Origin of the sequence: Streptomyces sp. NPDC091282 (assembly GCF_044757385.1) — a bacterium.
GTDB classification, from domain to species: Bacteria; Actinomycetota; Actinomycetes; order Streptomycetales; family Streptomycetaceae; genus Streptomyces; species Streptomyces gramineus.
Window position 1 is genome coordinate 546,647 of record NZ_JBIVUX010000004.1, and the last position, 18,461, is coordinate 565,107.

Here is an 18,461-nt window from a genome sequence, read left to right on the forward strand (position 1 = left end):
GGCTCCGCCGGGCACACGGGGGGCGTCCCCTCAGTCGCGTGTCAGTCGCGCACGGACACGCGCTCCGCCTCCAGGGAGGTGGACCTGGCGATCACCACGCTCTGCCCGGAGCGCCTGGTGCGCAGCCCGGTCAGGGTGATCAGGAGCCCGGCGAGGGCCACGCCGGCGACCACCATGAAGCCGGGGCGGTAGCTGTCGAGCACGGCCTGCGGCGTCGCGTGCGCCGGGGCGCCCGCGGTGACGACGGCCGTCACGACCGCCAGGAAGATCGCGCCGCCCACCTGCACGGAGGTGTTGAGGAGCCCGGAGACCATGCCCTGCTCGTGGTCGTCGACCCCGTTGGTGGCCTGGATGTTGAGCGAGGGGAAGACCAGCGCGCAGGCCGCGCCGATCAGCAGCATCGACGGCAGGATCACCGCCGCGTAGGCCGGGTCGAGGTCGACGCGCAGGAACAGGGCGTAGCCGATGACCATGAACGTGAAGCCCGCCGCGATCAGCCGCGGGGTGCCGAAGCGGTCCACGATCGCACCGACCTTGGTCGAGGACACCGCCACGAGCGCGCCCGCGGGCAGGAAGGCCAGGGCGGTGTGCAGGGCCGACCAGCCGAGCAGTGACTGCATGTACAGCGTGGTCAGGAACTGGAAGCCGACGTAGGAGCCGAAGAAGGCGACGGCGCCGAGCTGGGCGCGGACCTGGCTGCCCGAGCGGAGCACGCCGAGCCGGATGAGGGGGCCGGGGGAGCGGCGTTCGACGCGGACGAAGACGGTCAGCAGGACGGCGACCGCGAGGAAGGACAGCAGGGTGCGGGCCGATGCCCAGCCCACCTGCGGGGCCTCCACCACGGTGAACACCATCAGCAGCATGGAGGCGGTGCCGAGGATCGCGCCGGGGATGTCGTAGCCGTTGTGGTCGCGTTCGCGTGTGCTGCGCGGCAGCAGCCGCAGGCCGGCGACCAGCGCGATCAGGGCGATGGGGGCGGGCAGCAGCATGGTGAGGCGCCAGCTGGCCTCGGTGAGCAGGCCGGACAGCACCAGGCCCATGGAGAAGCCGGTGGCGGCGCAGGTGGTGTAGATGGCGAGGGCGCGGTTGCGCAGCGGGCCCTCGGGGAACGTGGTCGTGATGATCGAGAGGCCGGCCGGGGCGGTGAAGGCCGCGCTCAGTCCCTTGATGAAGCGGCTGGCGATGAGCAGCGGGCCGGAGTCGACGAGGCCGCCGAGCAGCGACGCGAGGGCGAAGACGCCGAGGGCCACGAGGAACACCTGACGGCGGCCGAGCAGGTCGGCGGTCCGGCCGCCGAGGAGCAGAAGACCGCCGTAGCCGAGGATGTAGCCGCTGACGATCCACTGCAGCGTGGAGGTCGACAGCTGCAGGTCGGAGCCGATCGAGGGAAGGGCGACGCCGACCATCGAGACGTCCAGGGCGTCCAGGAACATGGCGGCGCAGAGCACCAGCAGGGTGCCCCACAGGCGGGGAGTCCAGCGTCCCTCGGAGGCAGGGGCGGTGAGCGGAGAGGTCATGCCCACAGACACTACATGCATATGCATCGAATGCAAGGGCATTTAATTCCGGTGCAACATTTGCGCTTCTCTGCTACGGTGCCGGGATGTCGGCGAAGAAGCCCGAGCGGGCACTCGCGGAGCAGTGGCGGGACATCCTCGCCCTGCACGCCCGCACCCAGTGCGAACTCGACCGCGCCCTGCACGGCCACGGCCTGTGCGCCAGCGACTTCGAGGTCCTCGACCTGCTCTCCGACGGCGCGGCGGAGGACGGCGGCTGCAGCTACCGCGTCCAGGAGATCGCCGAGCGGGTGCACCTGAGCCAGAGCGCGCTGTCCCGGCTGGTCGCCCGGCTGGAGAAGGACGGCCTGGTCGAGCGGGCCATGTGCCCGGAGGACCGGCGGGGCGTGCGGGTGGCGCTCACCGGGAAGGGGCGCGCGCTGCACGGCGAGGTCCTGCCGGTGCAGCGCGCGGTGCTCACCCGGATGCTGGCGGGCTGAGGAGTACGGCGGCGGTCAGATGCCGGACCTGGTCCGCCACAGGTCGGCCAGTTCCGGGTCGCCCGTCACCTTCGGCACCGGTACCCGGTTCCACAGCGCGAGGTACAACTCGTCGGCGGGGCCGGAGAGTTCGGTCATCGCGCCGGGGAGCGCGCCGGCCTCCGTGACCGGCGGTTCCGTCGACAGCCGTACCGTCCAGGCGGCGTCCCGGTCGGCGGCGCGCACCTGGAGCACCCGCGGGTACTCGGATCGGACGCGGCTGCGGGGGCGGCCGTGGAAGCCGCGGAGCAGTTCGTCGATACCGTCGACCGCGAAATCCGTGGCGACGGGGGAGACCGGCCCGCCCCGGGCGGCCTCGGCGTCGTACCGGTGCACGGTCGTCTCGTGGGCCTGGCGGCGCAGCCAGAAGACGAGGGACGAGGGGACGGGGGCCGGGTGGAAGGTCCAGCACGTCACGTCCCGCGGCGCACCGGCCAGGGTCTCGACGAGAATGCGGTGGCCGTCCCGGAACCAGGTGGTCAGGTCGGTACCGTCCAGGTCCGGCGGATCCGGGATCGGCCGGGGTCCGGACTCGGCGTCGGCGACGAAACCCGTGGCCCACCGGTGGATGGTCCCGGTGTGCCGCAGCAGGTCGCGCACCCGCCACTCCGGGCAGGTCGGCACCTTGGCGTCGAGGCCGGCCGCCTCGGCGGCGGCGACCAGCGACCGGCCCTCCCGGTCAAGGATCTGAAGATACTCGGCAGTCTCCATGCGGCGAGTCTGCCCGATACGGCCCCCGCCCGGCCGCCCGGCCCGCGCGCCGGCCTGAGCGTCCGCGGCGCGCCCGTGCCGCCGGCCCCGCACCGGCGCCCGCGCCACGACCCGCGCGACGGTCTCCGCACCGCACCCGCATCCGTACCCGCGCCCCTACCCACGCTCGCGCCCGTACCCGCGCCGGCACCCGCGCCCCGGTTCCGCAGGCCGGGTCTAGCGCAGCAGGAATCCCACCGTGTAGCCCAGGGCGTTGACCGCCCAGTGCAGGGCCATCGGTGCCAGCAGGGAGCCGCTGCGGTCGCGCAGCCAGCACAGCAGGCAGCCCGCGACGGCGGTGAACAGGACCGCCCCCACGTCCACCAGGACGGCCCCCGTGACCGAGTGCCCGAAGACCGCACCCAGCGTCGGCTTGTCCTCGTCGAGGTCGAGTGAGGGCAGGATGTGCCACAGGCCGAACAGCACGGAGGACAGGACGGCGGCCGTCGTCGCCGTACGCAGCCGCCGCAGCAGCGCGAACAGCACTCCGCGGAAGGCGATCTCCTCCAGCAGCACGGTCCCCACCGGCACCGCGACCAGCGCCTTGAAGGCGACCTGCGGTCCGCTCAGCGCGTCGGTCCGCTGGTCCGCGAACAGCCCGCGGGTGACCGGCAGCAGAGCCCCGCAGAGATAGACCGCCGCGACGATCCCGGTCAGCGCGACCGCCCAACGCAGCCCGTCCGCAAGGGTGTTCCGGCCGAGTCCCAGCTCCGCCCGGTCGCCGCCGGCCCAGAACAGCAGCGCCACCAGGGCCGCCGAGGCGACGACGGCGGTTAGCAGGATCCAGGACCTGGCGAAGCGGTTGTCCAGCAGGTTGACCGCCACCAGCACGGCCACCACCGCCACCAGGGCGACTCGGGTGGGGAGCCGCGGCCCCGGCACCGCCGACCCCGGCGGCGTCAGAACTCGACCGGGTCGCGCAGCAGCGGGCAGGTCATGCAGTGCCCGCCGCCGCGCCCCCGGCCCAGTTCGGCGCCGACGATGGTGATGACCTCGACGCCCGCCTTGCGCAGCAGCGTGTTGGTCTGGGTGTTGCGGTCGTAGGTGACGACCACGCCCGGCTCCAGGGCGACCGCGTTGTTGCCGCTGTCCCACTGCTGCCGCTCCGAGGCGTAGACGTCACCGCCGGTCTCGACCACACGCAGCTCCGGCAGGCCCAGCGCCTTCGCCACCACGTCGACGAACGTGCCGGTGCCCTCGTCGGTCAGCTCGATGCCGGGCGGCCGGTCGGCGGGCCGCAGCGAGAAGGCGTGCACCCCGTCGACGATGGCCGGGTAGAGGGTTACCAGGTCCCGGTCGGCGAAGGTGAACACCGTGTCGAGGTGCATCGCGGACCGCAGCCGCGGCATCCCGGCGACGATCACGTGCCGGGCCGCGCCCTGGTCGAAGAGCGCCCTGGCGACCTGGGTGATCGCCTGCCGCGAGGTGCGCTCGCTCATGCCCATCAGGACGACGCCGTTGCCGACCGGCATCACGTCACCGCCCTCGAACGTCGCCTGCCCCCAGTCGGTCTCGGGATCGCCCCACCACACGGTGGCGTCCTTGTAACCGGGGTGGAAGGTGTAGACGGCCTTCATCAGGAGGGTCTCGTCGTGCCGGGCCGGCCAGTACAGCGGGTTGAGGGTGAGCCCGCCGTAGAGCCAGCACGTGGTGTCGCGGGTGTACAGGGTGTTGGGCAGCGGCGGCATCAGGTACTCGCCGGCCCCGGTGGACTCCCGGACCAGCGCGAGGGCGTCCGTGCGGTACTCGTCGGGCAGGTCGATCGTGGCCAGGCCGCCGATCAGGTACCGGGCCAGCTGGGCGGGTTCGAGGGTCTCCAGGTAGGCGCGGGTGGTGTCGACCAGGCCGAGCCCCACCCGGTTGGCGACGATCTTGCGGTCGAGCAGCCAGTCGCGGGCCGCCGGGATCGTCATGGTCTGCGCGAGCAGGTCGTGCAACTCGACGACGTCCACGTCCCGTTCGCGCAGTTTGTTGACGAAGTCGGCGTGGTCGCGCTGGGCGTTCTCCACCCACATCACGTCGTCGAAGAGCAGGTCGCCGGAGTTGGTCGGAGTGAGCCTCCGGTGCGCGAGCCCCGGCGCGCAGACCAGCACCCTGCGCAGCCTGCCGACCTCGGAGTGGACGCCGAACGCGGCCCGGTTCGTCGGGACTTGACTGCTCACGGTGCACCTTCCAGAGGACTCAGAGACTGATCCAGCCGAGCGCCAGGGCGAGGACGCCGGCCACCGCTCCGGCGACCGAGACCGCGAGGACGGCCAGTTCGCGCGGTGAGAACAGCCGCCGGCCCTGTTCCCGGCGGGCCATCACGAACAGGACGGTCGCCGGGGCGTAGACGATGAAGGAGACCAGGAGGTACTTCGGCCCGGCCGCGTACACCAGGAACGCGGTGTAGAGCGTGGCGAGCAGGCCGACGACCAGCTCGCCCCGGCGCCGCGCGGGCCAGGCGATCCGCGCGGCGAAGGCGGCTGCCAGCAGGTACGGGATCAGCGACAGCGCGCTGGTCAGGTCCAGGGCGAAGTCGAAGGCGTCGTCCGAGAACAGCGTGACCACCAGCACCACCTGGGACAGCAGGGTGGTCATCAGCAGCGCCGGCTCGGGCACGTCCGCGGCGGTCGCCCGGCGCAGGAACCGCGGCATGTCGTCGTCCTTCGCGGCCACGAACAGCACCTCGGCGGCCATCAGCGTCCACGCCAGATAGGCGCCGAGCACCGAGACGATCAGCCCCACGCTGACGAAGACCTGCCCCCAGGTGCCGACCGCGTGCTCCAGCACCCCGGCCATCGACGGCTGCCGCAGCCCGGCGATCTCGCTCATCGGCAGCAGGCCGTACGACACGATCGTCACGGACGCGAAGACGCAGAAGACGCTCAGGAAGCCCAGCAGAGTGGCCCGGCCGACGTCCGCGCGCCGCTCCGCGTGCCGTGAGTAGACGCTCGCGCCCTCCACCCCGAGGAAGACGAACACCGTGGCCAGCATGGTCCCGCGGACCTGGTCGAAGAGGGAGCCCGCGTAGTCGGCGCCGTGGAAGTTGGCGGCGAAGACGTCCGCCTTGAAGTAGCACAGCGCCAGGACCACGAAGACCAGGATCGGGACGACCTTCGCGACCGTGACGATCCTGTTGACCGTCGCGGCCTCCTTCACCCCGCGCCTAATCAGCAGGAAGAACCCCCACAGTCCGACCGTCGACAGGGCGGCCGCCGTCACGGTGTCGCCCTCGCCGAGCGCCGGCCACACCGCGCCCACCGTGGACATGATCAGCACCCAGTAGGTGACGTTCCCGACGCAGGCGCTCGCCCAGTAGCCGAACGCGGAGAAGAACCCCAGGTACTCGCCGAAGCCCGCCTTCGCGTAGGCGTACACACCCGCGTCCAGGTCCGCCCTGCGCACCGCCAGCGTCTGGAAGACCAGCGCGAGCATCAGCATGCCCGCGCCCGCGATCACCCAGGCGATCAGCGCGCCCGCGACACCGGTCTCCTCCGCGAACCGGCGCGGCAGCGAGAACACGCCGGCGCCGACCATCGAACCGACCACCATCGCGGTCAGCGTGGGCAGCGTCAGCTTGGCCGCAGGCGGCGAGGAACGCGGACTCTCGGTCGTCTGGGCCTGGGCCATGCCCACCACGATGGGACATCCCGTATCCCCCCGCACCTCGTGCCGTCCGCGGCGGGGGGCCGGGCGCCCTCCGGATGCGGTCGCGCGCACGGTGGCCGATCGTGGTCCCGAGGTGGCCAAGTGGGTGTTGCGGGCAAGGCTCTGAATCGTACGAGGGACTGGCCCCGTCGGGTGACGGAGTGGGTGCGCCGCCACGCGGCGGGCTCCGGCCGGGTGGTCCGGCGGCGGCCGTGCTGGTGCGGGGCCGCCGTGGCGGTCCTGTGCTACTGCCTGTCCCTGACGCCCTCCCTGCTGCCGCGCGCCTGGTGGCTCCAGGGGCTCGTCGCCGGTGTGTCGGCGGTCGTCGGCTACGCGGTCGGCGCCGTCCTGGAGACGCTCGTCCGGCTCATGCTGCGCTGGGCCGGGTTCCGGATCCGTCCGCGGGTCCGCAGGATCCTTTGGGCGGCCCTCGGGTTGCTCGGGGCGGCGGCGGTCGTCACCGTCACCGCCTGGAGCGTCCGCTGGGAGGGCGAGGTCCGCCGCGCGGTGACCCTGCCTCCCCAGGTGGTCTGGTGGCAGTGGGCGCTGGTCCCGGTCGTCGCCGCCGTCGTCGCCGCGCTGCTGCTCCTGCTCGGCCGTGCGGTACGGCTCGGTACGCGCCTCGTCGCCCGCCCGCTCGGCGCGCAGATCCCGCGCGCGGTCGCCTGTGCCGTCGGCGTCGCCCTCGCCGCGTTCGTGATCGTCGGCGTCGTCCAGGGCTTCCTGCTGCGCGGGGCGCTGGACGCGATCGAGAGCGCGGCCTCGCTGGCCGACCAGGGCACCGCCGCGGGCGTCCACCAGCCCGACCTGCCGACCCTCTCCGGGAGCCCGCGGTCCGCCGCGCCCTGGGACACCCTCGGCGCCCAGGGCCGCGACTTCGTCGGTACGGCCACCACCCGCGCCGACATCACCGCCTTCACCGGCCGCCCGGCCCGGGACCCGGTGCGCGTCTACGTCGGTCTGCGCACCGCCGGTACCGTCGGCGAACGCGCCGACCTCGCCGTACGCGAACTCGAACGCACCGGCGGCTTCTCCCGGAAGGTCCTCGCCGTGATGGGCACCACCGGCACCGGCTGGATCAACGGCCAGGGCAGCAAACCCCTGGAGTACATGTGGGGCGGTGACACCGCCGAGGTCGCCATGCAGTACTCCTACCTGCCCAGCTGGGTCTCCGCGCTCACCGAGGACGAGGCCGCCGCCACCGGACGCGCCCTCTTCACCGCCGTCCGCGACAAGTGGCGCACCCTCCCGGCCGACTCGCGGCCCCGGCTCGTCGTCTACGGGGAGAGCCTCGGCTCCTTCTCCATGGAGTCCGCCGTCGACGGCTCCCTGGCCCGGCTCACCTCGGAGACCGAAGGCGCGCTGTTCGTCGGACCGACCTACGACAACCCGCTGTGGAAGAGAATCACCGCTCAGCGGCAGCCGGGCAGCCCCGAGTGGCGTCCGGTGGTCGGCGACGGCGCTCAGGTGCGCTTCGCGCAGGTACCGGCGGACTACGCCATCCCGCCCGCACCCTGGGGCGAGCCCCGCGCGGTCTACCTCCAGAACGGCTCCGACCCCGTCGTCTGGTGGTCACCGTCCCTCGCCCTCCACGAGCCTGACTGGCTGGAGCGACCGCGCGCCCGGGACGTCTCCCCGGCGATGCGCTGGTACCCGCTGCTGACGTTCTGGCAGGTGGCCTGCGACCTGGCCGGCGCGGACAGCGTGCCGGACGGGTTCGGCCACCGGTACGGCACGATGCCGACGAGCGCGTGGGCCGAGATCACCCGGCCGCCGGACTGGACGGCGGCCGACACGGCCCGGCTGGCCTCACTGCTGGAATCGGTGCGCGAACCGGGGCTGCTGGACTGACGAAGGCGTCGCTCAAGGCCCCGGACCCGGCCCCAGCCCCGGCCGCGCGCCGCCGCGCGTCCGTCACCTCGTCGTGGCGCCTATGACGGTGGCCGCGGCGGCCAGGACCGCGACACTCGTCAGGGCCGTCGGCAGCGACGTCCACTCCGCCAGGAAGCCGATCGCCGGCGGGCCCAGCAGCATGCCGCCGTAACCGAACGTGGACGCCGTGGCCACGCCGGACGGACCCGCCAGCGCGCCCGCCCGGTCCACGGCGACGGGGAAGAGGTTGGCCAGGCCCAGCCCCGTGACGGCGAAGCCGATCAGCGTTGCCCACACCGAGGGCGCGAGCGAGCCGAGGAGCATGCCGGTCGCCGCCGTGCCGCCGCCGAAGACCACCGTCCGGGACCGGCCGAGGCGTTCCAGCAGCCGTGTCCCGCTCGCCCGGCCCGCCGTCATGGCCAGGGCGAAACACGTGTAACCGGCCGCCGCGACACCCGGCGAGGCGTCCAGGTCCTGGCGCAGATGCAGCGCGCCCCAGTCGGCCATCGCGCCCTCGCCGTAGGCCGTGCACAGCGCGATCAGGCCGAAGACGACGACCAGGCGGCGCGTGCGCGCGTCCAGCCGGCGCGGCGCGGTCTCGGAGGGCTGGGCGGCGGCCGGGACCGGCACCTCGCAGCGCAGCAGGGCACGGCCCGCGACGGCGGTGACCAGCAGGCCGATCAGGGTGAGACCGAGGAGGTGCCGGGTGGGCGAGAGGCTTCCCGCGACCAGGCCGCCCAGGCCCGCGCCGGTCATGCCGCCCAGGCTGAAGGCCGCGTGGAAGCTCGGCATGATCGGGCGGCGCAGGGCGGCGATGAGGTCGACCGCCGCGCTGTTGAAGGCCACGTTCAGGCCTCCGTAGGCCGCGCCGAAGAGGAGCAGGACCAGGCCCAGGGTCAGGGCGGAGTGGGTGAGCGGCGGCAGGGCGACGCTCAGCGACAGCAGCACGCTGCACACCACGGTCACCGGGTGGCTGCCGTAGCGGCGGCAGAGGCGTCCGGTGAGCATCATCGTGACGACGGCCCCGGCGGAGACGCCGAGCAGGGCCAGGCCGAGGGTGCCGGCGGAGGCGCCGGTCTGGTGCTTGATGGCGGGGATACGGACGACCCAGCCCGCGAAGACGAAGCCGTCGAGGGCGAAGAAGACGGTGAGGGTGATCCGGAGGCGGCGCAGACGGTCGTCGGTGCCCGGCACGTCGTTGTGCGTTCGGGGTTTGTTTATTTGCGGCACAAACTCCAGGCTAGGCCGGGTACCGCGCCGGGTGCAAGGCCGCCGGGGGAGGGCGAGGTCCGGCAGGGGGGCTGCCGCCGCGCCTCCCGCTCGACCTGCTCGCGGGCCGGGCGGAGACGGACGGTCTCCGAGGCGGCGCGCGAGGCGGATCGCGCGACCGGCCCGCGAGCCGGTCGCGACGGACCGCTGCGACCGGTCCCCGAACCCGGCCCACGCCCGTCCCTGCGGCTACGGTCGCCCGTCGCCCGTCGCCCGTCGCCCGTCGCCCGTCGCCCGTCGCCCGTCGCCCGTCGCCCGTCGCCCGTCGCCCGTCGCCCGTCGCCCGTCGCCCGTGCCCGCGAGCCCGCTGAACTCCGGGCCGACACCGGCGGGTTGGCCGCCCTCTGGAGCGCCGGTCGCTGGCCGGCCCGCCCGCGAACGGCCAGGCGGGGACGTCACCCTTGGCGCAGGTGTCCTGGACGCAACCGCCGTGAGCGGTCATCTCCGTGCCGTCGGAACGGAGTTGGGCCGGGTCCGGGATCGCGCCTGGCCTCCCGTGCCGCGCCGGGAGACATGGGCCGACGGCCTTGCGAGGAACCGCCCGGCATGCCAGACGCGCGTAGAACGTGACGTTCGCCACTCCCGTCCCAGACGTCCGAGACGCACCTTCCGTCCCCCGAACCGCTGTAATCCTGCGGGAATTCACTCACCTCGGGTGCCCGGGTGCGCGCGAAGTCCGGCAACAGCTCGGTTAATAACTGCTCGCCGGTTGGTTACCGGAGAGTGAGCGGTCCATGATGGCCCCATGACGTTGGCCTCGCGCGCTCTGGCGCAACTGGCGACCTGGCCCGACCTGACCCGGGCGGTACCGAGCTGCGGCCTGGGTCAGGCAGTGAGTTCGACGCACGGCGAGATCGCGCACTTCCACTCGGAGCGCGACGTGGACCTGCGTCTCACCACCCATGCCATCCGGCACTTCGCCAAGAACCTCAAGAGCACGGGCGCCATCCGCATCGTCCCGGGTTCGCAGTGGGTGACCATCCGGCTCGACGCCGCCAGCGACGTCGATCTGCTGCTCACCCTGGTGAGCGTCGCCCTCCAGGCCCACCAGAGCTGGCCCGACCCCGTCGACCGGCCCCTGTTCGGCTGCAACGACCAGCGGGGCGCGGGCTTCGTCAGCGCGGACACCAGCGGTATGTGACCGGGGGAGCGGACACCCGCGGTGTCCACCGGGTTCGCGGTCCGGTCACACGGTCATGACCCGGACCCCCGCCTCCTCGAACGCGCGCACCGCCTCCGGCTCCGCGGCCGCGTCCGTGACGAGCGTGTCCACCAGCTCCGCCGCGCAGATCCGGGCGAACGCCCGGCCGCCCAGCTTGCTGGAGTCGGCCGCGACGACCACGCGGGCGGCACGCTCGCACAGCAGCCGGTTGATCGCGGCCTCCGCCTCGTCATGGGCCGCGGCCCCGTGCCGTGCGTCGAAGGCGACCACCCCGAGCACCGCCACGTCCAGGGTGATCTGGCCGAGCACCCCGTCCGCGAGCGGCCCCACGAGCTCGTACGACTGCGGGCGCGCCACCCCGCCCGTCACCACGATCTTGAACTGGGGCCGCACGGCCAGCTCGTTGGCGATGTTCAGCGCGTTGGTGACGACGGTCAGCGCCGGTGAACCGGTGGCGAGGTCGGCCCGCACGGCCAGGGCGCGGGCCACCTCCGTGGTCGTCGTCCCCCCGGTCAGCCCCACCGCCTCGCCCGGCGCGACGAGTTCGGCGACCGCCCGCGCGATCCGCTCCTTCTCCGTGGCCTGCCGCGCGGTCTTGTAGCGCAACGGCAGTTCGTACGACACCCCGTGCACCACCGCCCCGCCACGGGTGCGCACCAGCATCTGCTGCTCGGCGAGCTGGTCGAGGTCCCGGCGGATCGTCGCCGCGGAGACCGCCAGCTCCGCCGCCGCGTCCTCGACGTCCAGGCGGCCGCGCTCGACGAGCAGTTCAAGCAGCGCCTTCCAGCGGGCGTCGCGCGACATCCGCCGCCTCCGTTCCTCGGCCTCCCGGCGACCCTAACCCACCCCGCCACCGCCCGACTGCTCGATCATGCTCGCAGACCGGCGTCACCGCGCAGGAACAAGCAGCGCGCGGCGGAGTGGGTGCCGTACGAGGCCGGCGAACGACCGCCGGGGAGGCCGCGCGGATCACCGGCGTCCTCGGGACTAGCCGCGCTTGACCGCCTTGAGCACCACGAACTTCGGATCGCTCGCCACCAGCAGGCTGTTGCCGAACAGCCTGCGCAGTTTCACGTGGTAGCCGAGGTGCCGGTTGCCCACCACCCACAGCTCGCCGCCCGGCCGCAGCGCCCGCGCCGCCCCGGTGAACATCCGCCACGCCGTCGCGTCGGTGGTCGCCTGGTGGGAGTGGAACGGCGGGTTGTTCAGCACCACGTCCACGCTGCCGGCCGCGACCCCGGCCAGCCCGTCCCCGACCCGGAACTCGGCGTGCCCGGGAACCCCGTTGGCCTTGTAGGTGGCCTCCGCCGAGGCCACCGCCTGGAACGACTCGTCCACGAACAGCACTTCGGCCGTCGGATCCGCCAGCGCCACCGCCGTGCCGACCACCCCGTTGCCGCACCCCAGGTCCACCACCCGGCGCCCGCCCGAGGGCAGATGGCCGAGGAAGAACCGGGTGCCGACGTCGAGCCGGTCCGCGCAGAACACCCCCGCGTGGTTGACGACCGTGTGCCCGGAGACCGCGCCGATCCCCTCCGGCAGGTCGTAGCTGTACGGCCACGGGTTGACCGGCCGCCGCAGCGACGGGTCCGGGGAGCAGTGGATCAGCCGGGCCTTCTGCTCGGCCAGGGAGGTGCGGGTCGGGCCGAGGATCCGCTCGAACAGCCGCAGCGTCGACGTGTGGATCTCCTTCACCATGCCGGTGCCGATCACCACCGTGTCGGCGTGCACGGCGGGCGCCAGCCTGAGCAACTGGTCCTCCAGCAGCGCCAGGCTCTTCGGCACCCGCACCAGCAGCACGTCCACCCGCTCCGGCGGCGGATCCTGGGTGGTCAGCAGGCGCACCGCACCCGGCTCGACACCCGCCCGCGCCAGGTTCGCCCGGGTCGCCTCCTGGCTCAGGTACGAGTCGGTGATCTGTGTCGGCCGGTGCCCGGCCAGCGCGGTGGCCAGCGCTCCCCAGCGGTCGCCGAGGACCACGACCGAGCCCGAGAGCCCGGTCCCCTCCGCGGCCAGATGCCTCAGCAGGTACGCGTCGGAGGCGTCCCAGGCGCGCAGCCGGTCGCCCGGATCCTCGGGGAAACGGGACAGCTCGTACTCGCCCCACGCAGTCGTCATACGGTCGCTCATCGTGCGTCCAGGCTAGCGGAGCCCCAGCTCAGACCCGGTCGGGCAGGATGGGGGCATGGAGGACGAACTGTTCCCGAGGGCGTGCGCCCAGGTCGCGCCGGGCGCCGTGCACGTCCCCGGCTGGCTGAGCGCGCCGCGCCAGCGCCAGCTGCTGGACGCCTGCCGTCAGTGGGCCCGGCCGCCCGCCGGGCTGCGCACGGTCCGCACGCCGCAGGGCGGCACCATGACCGCCCGCCAGGTCTGCCTGGGCTGGCACTGGTACCCGTACGCGTACGCCCGCACCGTCGTCGACGGCGACCACAGCCCCGTCAAGCCGTTCCCCGCCTGGCTCGGCGAACTCGGCCGGAGCGCGGTGACCGACACGCTCGGCCCCGAGGCCGCGAGCGGATTGTCGTACGACATCGCCCTGATCAACTTCTACGACGCCGACGCCAGGATGGGCATGCACCGGGACGCCGACGAGCGCTCGGACGCGCCGGTGGTGTCACTGAGCCTCGGCGACACCTGCGTGTTCCGCTTCGGCAACACCGAGACCAGGACGAAGCCCTACACGGACGTGGAGCTGCGCTCGGGCGACCTGTTCGTGTTCGGGGGCGCCAGCCGGCTCGCCTACCACGGGGTGCCGCGGGTGCGCCCGGGGACGGGACCGGCGGAACTGGGGCTGACCGGCCGTCTGAACATCACGCTCAGGGTCAGCGGACGGTGACCCGCCCCGGCTCGGGCGTTCTGCCGCAGGAGGCGCGCCGCGACGGGTGCGCGGGCGCCGCCGCATGCGCGCGACCAGCCACAACGGACCGGCACCGTCCGTGACTACGGATCATGGCAGACTCCCCTTCATGAGCGGCAAGGCGGCCCCCCGCCCGACGGGGCAAGGGAACTCGAGGACGAGACTGGACCGAGGGCGCGGTGCACTGGGCCCCGCGCTGGAACTCGTGCACACCGGCCGCGCCCCCACCCGCGCCGTGCTCACCGCCGAACTCGGCGTCACCCGGGCCACGGCGGGCGCCGTCGCCGCCGAACTGGAGGCGCTCGGCCTGATCAGGGTCGACGCCCACCCCGGCGCGGCGGCCGGCTCGCAGGGCCGCCCCTCGCACCGCCTGGAGGTCGCCGAGCACGGCCCCGTCGCGCTCGCCGCGCAGGTCCACGCCGACGGCTTCCGCGCCGCGCTGGTCGGCCTCGGCGGCCGCATCGTCGCCACCGCACCCGGCTGCGAGCCCGTCGACGCCGACCCGGCCAAGGTGCTCGGCTCGGTGGTGGAGGCCGGCGCCGGCCTGCTCCGCGCCACCGGCCTGCGCTGTGTCGGCGCCGGTCTCGCCGTGCCGTCCGCGGTCGCCGAACCGGAGGGCCTCGCCCTCAACCCCCTGCACCTGGCCTGGCCCGTGGGCGCGCCGGTGCGGCAGATCTTCGCGGAGTGCGTGCGCGCCGCCGGGATCAGCAGCCCGGCCTTCGCGGGCAACGACGTGAACCTGGCCGCGCTCGCCGAACACCGGCACGGCGCCGGCCGGGGCGCCCGCGATCTGCTGTGCGTGGCCACCGGGCACCGCGGCGTCGGCGGCGCGCTGGTCCTCGACGGCCGTCTGCACACGGGGAGTTCAGGACTGGCCCTGGAGGTCGGCCACCTCACCGTCAACCCCGAGGGCCGCCCCTGCCACTGCGGCAGCCGGGGCTGCCTGGACGTCGAGGCCGATCCGCTGGCGCTGCTGATCGAGGCGGGGCGCGAGCCCGGCCCGGAGGTGTCGCTGCTCCGGCAGGCCGAGGACCTGGTCCGCGACCACTACGCGGACCCGACCGTGCGCCGGGCCGCCGAGGCCCTGATCGACCGTCTGGGCCTCGGCCTGGCCGGCCTGGTCAACATCCTGAACCCGGACCGCATCATCCTCGGCGGCCTGCACCGCACCCTGCTGGACGCCGATCCCGAGCGGCTGCGTGCCGTCGTCGCCGACCGCAGTCTGTGGGGCCAGAGCGGTGGCGTGCCGATCCTGCCGTGCACGCTGAGCCACAACAGCCTGGTGGGCGCCGCCGAGTTGGCGTGGCAGCCGGTACTGGACGATCCGCTGGGCGCGCTGCGCTGACGGCCCGTCGCCGGAGCGCTATCCGGCCTGACGCCAGTCGGCGGCGAAGGCCCGGGCCGGGTTGTCGACGAGGATCCGCCGCACCTGCTCCGCACCGACCTCCGCCACCAGCCGCGGCCGGGTGCGGCGCAGCAGGTGGGGCATGCCGGGGCCGCCGTCGACCGACCGGGCCTGCGCCACCACCGTGTCCCCGCCGAGCAGCAGCCGGTCCCCGAAACCCGCCTCGGCGAGCGCCCGGACGGCCTCGGGCATCCGCCAGTCGGTGGCGTGGTTCGCGCGGGACGGCCCGTCGAAGGCCAGCCAGCAGCCGGAGTCGGCGGCCTGCCGCTGGACGACCAGGTCGGGGGACCGGTTGAGATGACCGAGGATCACCCGGTCGCCGGAGACGCCCGACTCGCCGCACAGCAGGTCCAGTACGTCGAGCGCGGCGGTGCCCAGCTCCAGGTGCACGGCGATCGGCGCCCCCGTCGCGTGGTGCGCCTCGGCCGCGGCCGTCATCGTCCGGCGGGCGTGCGCGTCCAGGCCGTGGAAACCGCCCGCCACCTTGATCAGCCCCGCGCGCACCCCCGACGTGCCGATGCCCTCGGTCAGCTCGGCCACGAAGACCTCGGCGAGCCGCCCGGCCAGCCGGTCCGGCAACTCCGGCGGACAGTGGGCCGCTTGGTGCAGACCCGTCGCGCAGACCACGTGCACCCCGGTGGCACGGGACAGCCGCGCCAGGTCGGCGGCCCGGCGGCCCATCCCGTACGGCGTCCACTGCACGACGCTCGCCCCGCCCGCCGCGCGGAACGCCGCCAGCTCCGCCCGCGCCGCATCCACGTCGTCCAGCTCCTGGCCCGGCAGCCGCGGACTGCGCAGGAAGAGGTGGTCGTGCGCGTCGCACACGCCGAACTCCCCGGGTGCCAGGTCGCCGAGGACCGTACGGACGGTGCCGCTCACCACTGCCGCCCGCGCGGCAGCCGGTCCCGGCCCGGCGCCGACATGTGCAGGACCTCGAAGACGTCCCCCTCGTCCCGCGGGGCGGCGTGCGCACGGAGCGAGAAGTGGACCAGTTCCCAGCGGGCGGTGTCGACGGCGGCCGCGGCCAGCACCACGTCGTCCCCGGCCGCCGTCCGCCGCGTCTCGCGCACCGCGTCCGCCATCAGGCCGGACAGTTCGGCCCCGTCCGGTACCGGCTCCCGGCGCCGGACCGCGAAGTCCGCCCGCGCGCCCGCCGCGCCGCCCTCCTCGAAGGCCAGCCCCGACCACTGCCGGGCCTCGGGCCGCCCGAAGTCGTCCACGAGCCCCTGGAAGGCGCCGCCCCACAGGAAGCGGTTCATGCCCTCCACGGTGTTCCACAGGTAGAAGGGCGCGTACTGGTTGACCGGCGAGCCGTGCGCACCGCGCTCGCGGACCAGGTACGCCTTGAACCCGAGCCCGTCCCAGTCGTCGAGCAGATGCCCGACGCGGGCCACGCGGTCCCGCACGATTCCCATGTCGTAGTCGGCGGGCAGGGTCAGTTCGTACTGCAGGGCGTGCATGGCGGAAGCCTCTCTCTGGGGCTCTAGGGCAGTGATGGCGGCGGGGCGGGCGCCCGTGTACGTCAGTTCCTCAGCAGCGACAGCAGTCCGCGCACCCCGGCGTCGAACGCGGCGGGTGACCCGGAGGCGCGGGCGAGGACGTACCCTCCCTGCACGGTCGCCAGGACCGTCGCGGCGATCTCCTCGCCGTCCACCCGCGGCCCGAACTGCCCCTGTTCCTTGCCCTCCTCGACGATCCCGGCGATCAGCTCCCGGATCCGGTCGAGGGTCTCGTCTACGGGGGCCCGCAGCGCGTCGCTCGCGACGACGTCCGGGTCCATGGTCAGCCGGCCGACCGGGCAGCCGCGCAGCACGTCCCGCTCGCGCCGCAGGTACGCCTCGATCCGCTCGTACGGCGTTCCCGGGCCGGTGAGCACGGCCTCCGCGCCGGCCAGCAACTCGTCCGCGGTACGGCGGATCGCGGCCAGGGCCAGGTCCTGCTTGCCCGTGAAGTGGTGGTACATGCTGCCCTGGCCGGCCCCGGCGCGTTCCAGGATCGCCTTCGGGCTCGTGCCGACGTACCCGCGCTCCCAGAGCAGCTCGCGGGTGGACTCGATCAGACGCTCCGACGTGCTCATGGAAGCAGTGTACATACTAGTAGTTACAGAATCGGCGACCGGAGGAAGCAGTCCGGTCCGCGCCGTGTACTCCCCGGGAGGTACGGCGACCGCCGCCGGGCGCACGACGACCCGGACCCCTTGGCGGGGCCAGTCTCGACATGACACACCGAGACGTTCCGGCAAAGGAGTTGAGCTGAGATGGAGACCCTCGCGAACTGGGACGGCGGGCCCGGCCCGTGGATCCTGTTCTTCCCGCTGATCTGGGCGGCCGTGGTGATCGGCGCCGTCACCGTGCTGCGGCGCACCGCGTGGCGCGGGCGCGGCGGCCCGTGGCGCCCGACGGACACCGGCCGTCCGGCCGCCGACTCACCGCTCGCCGTCCTCGGCCGCCGGTTCGCCGCGGGCGAGATCGACGAGGACGAGTACTGGCGGCGGTCGTCGGTCCTGGAGGAGCACTTCGGCCGTATCGGCAAGGGCGGCCCGGCCTGACCGCGACGCCGGTGGTGCGGGCCCCGCCGACGGCGCCGTGCGCACGTGCGGCGGCGACGGCACGGCCGGGCGAGCTCGCCCCGGCTGCCCGGCCGGCGTGCGGAGGCGTCCGGGAGGGTGTCTCACCGCCCGCTCAACTGGGGACAGCCGAGCGGGCGGGAGCATGTGCGGTGTCGGGAGCACCGGAGGTCGCCGGTACGGCGGCCGGAGGACCCGCGGTCGCGGGCACGGCGGCGCCGCCGGTGGCCAACTGCGCGGCGGCCGGGGCACCGGCGCCGACCTGCGCGGTGGCGGCGGCCGGGTGTCCGCCCGTGGGCGCCCCGGCTCCCGCCGTCACGACACGCTGGGGCGTCGGTTCGGGCGTCAGGCGGTGCGGCCGGGCGGGCTGGGCCGCGGCGGCCGGCGCGGGCAGGGTGAACCACACGACCTTGCCGTCGTCGTGCGGCCGCACTCCCCAGCTCTCGCTGACCGCGGCCACCATCGCCAGGCCCCGTCCGCAGGTGGCCATGGGCGCGACGTCGGTCCCGTCCTCGGCGACCGGGAGCCGGGGATCGTGGTCGCGGACGGACACCGTGAGCCGGTCGAGCTGGAGCTCGATCTCCACGGTGCAGTTCTTGTCGGGCTGGGCGTGGCGGTGGACGTTGGTCAGCAGCTCCGTCACACCGAGCGCGGCCCGGTCGATCAACGGATCAAGGCGCCAGTAGCGCAACTGCGCAGATACGATTCTGCGGACTTGGCCGATCCGCGAGGGAAGGGCCTGGAGCTCCACCGAGCAGTGTCTGCTTGGGTGTTCGATCACGACTGCGACTCCCCGACGTGAGGTCCGGAAGAACACGGAGAACGGATCCAGCAGGGTGCCGCCGTCCATGGGGCCGCCTGCTGTCGTGGCCGGCGGGCTGGTTCGCAGCGTTATCGCCGGTAAACCCAGAGTGA

At 73.9% G+C, this 18,461-nt stretch carries 18 protein-coding genes; 6 read left to right on the top strand and 12 right to left on the bottom strand.

Going from position 1 to position 18,461, the window contains the following annotated elements; genetic code table 11:
• Positions 1-41: 41 nt before the first annotated feature.
• Positions 42-1,517, bottom strand: a complete 1,476-nt coding sequence (locus ACIQOE_RS21290) for an MFS transporter (RefSeq protein WP_351322565.1) — start codon at positions 1,515-1,517, stop codon at positions 42-44.
• 86 nt (positions 1,518-1,603) lie between these two features.
• Here ACIQOE_RS21290 and ACIQOE_RS21295 point away from each other — a divergent pair, with 86 nt between their 5' ends.
• Positions 1,604-1,996 carry a MarR family transcriptional regulator gene (locus ACIQOE_RS21295; protein ID WP_351322567.1) on the top strand — a complete coding sequence of 131 codons (393 nt, stop codon included), beginning with the start codon at positions 1,604-1,606 and terminating at the stop codon, positions 1,994-1,996.
• A 15-nt stretch (positions 1,997-2,011) separates the two neighbouring features.
• Here ACIQOE_RS21295 and ACIQOE_RS21300 read toward each other — a convergent pair whose 3' ends face one another.
• The 4 genes from ACIQOE_RS21300 to ACIQOE_RS21315 form a co-directional block, all read right to left on the bottom strand.
• On the bottom strand, positions 2,012-2,746 hold the full coding sequence (locus ACIQOE_RS21300) for a maleylpyruvate isomerase family mycothiol-dependent enzyme (RefSeq protein ID WP_365554172.1): 735 nt from the start codon (positions 2,744-2,746) through the stop codon (positions 2,012-2,014).
• Between the two features lie 216 nt (positions 2,747-2,962).
• Positions 2,963-3,631, bottom strand: coding sequence for a lysostaphin resistance A-like protein (locus tag ACIQOE_RS21305; protein ID WP_401412975.1), 669 nt, complete (start codon positions 3,629-3,631; stop codon positions 2,963-2,965).
• 53 nt (positions 3,632-3,684) lie between these two features.
• Complete coding sequence (locus ACIQOE_RS21310; protein ID WP_351322573.1) at positions 3,685-4,947, bottom strand: arginine deiminase; 1,263 nt, start codon at positions 4,945-4,947, stop codon at positions 3,685-3,687.
• 19 nt (positions 4,948-4,966) lie between these two features.
• Positions 4,967-6,397 (bottom strand): basic amino acid/polyamine antiporter, encoded by a 1,431-nt coding sequence (locus tag ACIQOE_RS21315; protein WP_351322575.1) that lies wholly within the window; start codon positions 6,395-6,397, stop codon positions 4,967-4,969.
• Between the two features lie 171 nt (positions 6,398-6,568).
• Between ACIQOE_RS21315 and ACIQOE_RS21320 the strand changes: the two genes are divergently transcribed.
• Entirely contained in the window at positions 6,569-8,266 is a 1,698-nt protein-coding gene (locus tag ACIQOE_RS21320) for an alpha/beta hydrolase (RefSeq protein WP_401412978.1), read from the top strand.
• Positions 8,267-8,329: 63 nt separating this feature from the next.
• Here ACIQOE_RS21320 and ACIQOE_RS21325 read toward each other — a convergent pair whose 3' ends face one another.
• Complete coding sequence (locus ACIQOE_RS21325) at positions 8,330-9,481, bottom strand: MFS transporter (RefSeq protein ID WP_365554180.1); 1,152 nt, start codon at positions 9,479-9,481, stop codon at positions 8,330-8,332.
• An 820-nt stretch (positions 9,482-10,301) separates the two neighbouring features.
• Here ACIQOE_RS21325 and ACIQOE_RS21330 point away from each other — a divergent pair.
• A complete protein-coding gene (locus ACIQOE_RS21330; RefSeq protein WP_351322581.1) occupies positions 10,302-10,697 on the top strand; it encodes a luciferase family protein in 396 nt (131 codons plus the stop codon).
• Between the two features lie 45 nt (positions 10,698-10,742).
• On the opposite strand, the gene ACIQOE_RS21335 is transcribed toward ACIQOE_RS21330, so the two are convergent.
• Positions 10,743-11,522: a DeoR/GlpR family DNA-binding transcription regulator gene (locus tag ACIQOE_RS21335; protein WP_351322583.1), complete on the bottom strand. Its 780-nt coding sequence runs from the start codon at positions 11,520-11,522 to the stop codon at positions 10,743-10,745.
• 183 nt (positions 11,523-11,705) lie between these two features.
• Positions 11,706-12,836, bottom strand: coding sequence for a methyltransferase (locus ACIQOE_RS21340; RefSeq protein WP_351322585.1), 1,131 nt, complete (start codon positions 12,834-12,836; stop codon positions 11,706-11,708).
• Between the two features lie 67 nt (positions 12,837-12,903).
• On the opposite strand from ACIQOE_RS21340, the gene ACIQOE_RS21345 reads away from it, so the two are divergent.
• Positions 12,904-13,554, top strand: coding sequence for an alpha-ketoglutarate-dependent dioxygenase AlkB family protein (locus ACIQOE_RS21345; RefSeq protein ID WP_401412981.1), 651 nt, complete (start codon positions 12,904-12,906; stop codon positions 13,552-13,554).
• A gap of 130 nt (positions 13,555-13,684) precedes the next feature.
• Positions 13,685-14,920: an ROK family protein gene (locus tag ACIQOE_RS21350; protein WP_401412983.1), complete on the top strand. Its 1,236-nt coding sequence runs from the start codon at positions 13,685-13,687 to the stop codon at positions 14,918-14,920.
• 18 nt (positions 14,921-14,938) lie between these two features.
• On the opposite strand, the gene ACIQOE_RS21355 is transcribed toward ACIQOE_RS21350, so the two are convergent.
• The 3 genes from ACIQOE_RS21355 to ACIQOE_RS21365 form a co-directional block, all read right to left on the bottom strand.
• The gene (locus tag ACIQOE_RS21355; protein WP_401412985.1) at positions 14,939-15,862 is read right to left on the bottom strand and encodes a phosphotriesterase; all 924 of its coding nucleotides are present in this window, start codon (positions 15,860-15,862) and stop codon (positions 14,939-14,941) included.
• The gene (locus ACIQOE_RS21360) at positions 15,856-16,440 is read right to left on the bottom strand and encodes a DUF4865 family protein (protein WP_362642488.1); all 585 of its coding nucleotides are present in this window, start codon (positions 16,438-16,440) and stop codon (positions 15,856-15,858) included. The genes ACIQOE_RS21355 and ACIQOE_RS21360 overlap by 7 nt, the downstream gene beginning before the upstream one ends.
• Positions 16,441-16,502: 62 nt before the next feature.
• The gene (locus ACIQOE_RS21365; RefSeq protein WP_363016608.1) at positions 16,503-17,072 is read right to left on the bottom strand and encodes a TetR/AcrR family transcriptional regulator; all 570 of its coding nucleotides are present in this window, start codon (positions 17,070-17,072) and stop codon (positions 16,503-16,505) included.
• Positions 17,073-17,237: 165 nt separating this feature from the next.
• Between ACIQOE_RS21365 and ACIQOE_RS21370 the strand changes: the two genes are divergently transcribed.
• Positions 17,238-17,528 carry an SHOCT domain-containing protein gene (locus tag ACIQOE_RS21370; RefSeq protein WP_365554199.1) on the top strand — a complete coding sequence of 97 codons (291 nt, stop codon included), beginning with the start codon at positions 17,238-17,240 and terminating at the stop codon, positions 17,526-17,528.
• A 133-nt stretch (positions 17,529-17,661) separates the two neighbouring features.
• On the opposite strand, the gene ACIQOE_RS21375 is transcribed toward ACIQOE_RS21370, so the two are convergent.
• On the bottom strand, positions 17,662-18,327 hold the full coding sequence (locus ACIQOE_RS21375; RefSeq protein ID WP_401412988.1) for an ATP-binding protein: 666 nt from the start codon (positions 18,325-18,327) through the stop codon (positions 17,662-17,664).
• Between the last annotated feature and the right edge of the window lie 134 nt (positions 18,328-18,461).